The 1,834-nt window shown below is 73.8% G+C and carries 3 protein-coding genes; all 3 read left to right on the top strand.

From position 1 onward, the window contains the following. Positions 1-426: ABC transporter ATP-binding protein (locus ACR2JA_RS14625; RefSeq protein ID WP_434009811.1), on the top strand; the 426-nt coding region annotated here is incomplete at its 5' end. A gap of 275 nt (positions 427-701) precedes the next feature. Next, positions 702-1,556 carry a glycosyltransferase family 2 protein gene (locus tag ACR2JA_RS14620; protein WP_434009810.1) on the top strand — a complete coding sequence of 285 codons (855 nt, stop codon included), beginning with the start codon at positions 702-704 and terminating at the stop codon, positions 1,554-1,556. Between the two features lie 44 nt (positions 1,557-1,600). Beyond that, the coding region (locus ACR2JA_RS14615) for a hypothetical protein (protein ID WP_434009809.1) at positions 1,601-1,834 on the top strand (234 nt) is incomplete at its 3' end.

The following is a 1,834-nucleotide window of genomic DNA, read 5'->3' as shown; positions in this document are numbered from 1 at the left end:
GTTCAGGAGAACCTGGAAATGGGCGCTTACACCCGCCCCAAGAGCGAAGTTGAGCCCGGCATCGAAGATGTTTACAAGCGTTTCCCCCGCCTGAAGGAGCGCTACAAGCAGGTTGCCGGCACCCTGTCCGGCGGTGAACAGCAGATGCTGGCCATGGGCCGCGCGCTGATGGCGCGCCCGAAGGTGCTGCTGCTGGACGAGCCCTCGATGGGCCTGTCGCCGATCATGGTGGAGAAGATTTTCGAGGTGATCCGCGACGTGTCGGCCCAGGGCGTGACCGTGGTGCTGGTCGAGCAGAACGCACAGCGTGCCCTGCAGATCGCCGATCGCGGCTATGTGATGGAGAGCGGCCTGATCACGATGGACGGCGAGGCCAAGGCCCTGCTGAACGACCCCAAGGTGCGCGCGGCCTACCTCGGCGAGTGAGCGTCGGGGCCCTGCGGGCCCCTCGCCGGCGGCACCGGCGGCACCGGCGGCACCGGCGTGTGCGCGTGCGAGACCGCGATGCGGGGCCCCGCATCCCCCGAGCGACGGCGCGGCCTCGCCGGGTCACGGCCATCCCCCCCTCGCGGGGCCGTCGCGCGGCGCGGGGGGCCGGGGCCCCGCGAACCCCCGCTCGAGGGTGACGCGCGGCGCACCGGGGACGGACGATGCCGTCCCATGTGCCCGATCGCCTCCGTCCACCTGCCCCGCAGCGGCGCTTGAACCGCCCCGCCATGCCGGTCAAGCGCGTCCTCGTCGTCATCCCCACCCTCGATGAGGCCCGCCACATCGAGGCGGTGCTGAGCGACCTCACCCGCGACCTGCCGCGCGACGCCGCGGTGCAGGTCGCGGTGGTCGACGGCGGCAGCACCGACGGCACGGTGGACATCGTGCGCCGTCTGCAGGCGCGCATGTTCGCGCTCACGCTGCTGCACAACCCGCAGCGGCGACAGGCTCCGGGCATCAACCTGGCGGTGCGCACGCTGGGCGCCGAGGCCGACGTGCTGGTGCGCTGCGATGCGCACGCGGTCTACCCGCCCGGCTATGTCGCGCGGCTGCTGGCCACGCTGGACCGCACGGGCGCCGACGCGGTCGTCGTGCCGATGGACTCGGTGGGCACCACCGGGCTGCAGCGCGTGATCGGCTGGGTGTCGGATACCCGGATCGGCTCGGGCGGCGCGGCCCACCGCGGCGGACGCCGTAGCGGCTGGGTGGACCACGGCCACCACGCGGCTTTTCGCCTGGACAGCTTCCGCCGCGCGGGCGGCTACGACGAGTCCTTCACCCACAACGAGGACGCCGAGCTCGACTGCCGTCAGCGGGCTCTCGGCAGCCGCATCTACCTGGACGCGGACATCCGGCTGGCGTACGCCCCGAGGGCCAGCCTGGACCGCCTGGCCCGGCAGTACTTCCTCTATGGTCGCGGCCGCTCGCGCACCGTGCGCCGGCACCCCGGCTCGCTGCGCCTGCGCCAGCTGGCCGTGCCGCTGCACATGGCGGCCTGTGGGTTCGCCCTGCTGGCGGCGCCCTGGGCACCCGAGTTGCTCGCCTGGCCGGGCTGGCAGCCGGGGTGATGCACGCGACCTGGGCCGCCGGCTTCCTTCACGGGCTGCTGACCGTGCGTGAACAGCGATGGGTGCCACCGGCCCCGGCACCCGACGCCGACCCGGCCCTGCCGGGCCCTGCACGGCCTGCGCGCGTCGCGTACTTCGTCCACCACGCCGAGGACCCGGCCTACCGTCGCCGCATCGCGATGCTGCGGGCCGGCGGGGCGCAGGTGGCGGCCTTCGGCTTCGCGCCAGCGGCGCACGCCCAGGGCCGCCCTGAGAACCGTCAGCATGCGGCCGGCGAA

Origin of the sequence: Hydrogenophaga sp. (genome assembly GCF_051007235.1) — a bacterium.
Taxonomy (GTDB): Bacteria; Pseudomonadota; Gammaproteobacteria; order Burkholderiales; family Burkholderiaceae_C; genus Hydrogenophaga.
The sequence above is the reverse complement of the archived record's forward strand: the minus strand, read 5'-3'. Positions and strand labels throughout refer to the sequence as shown.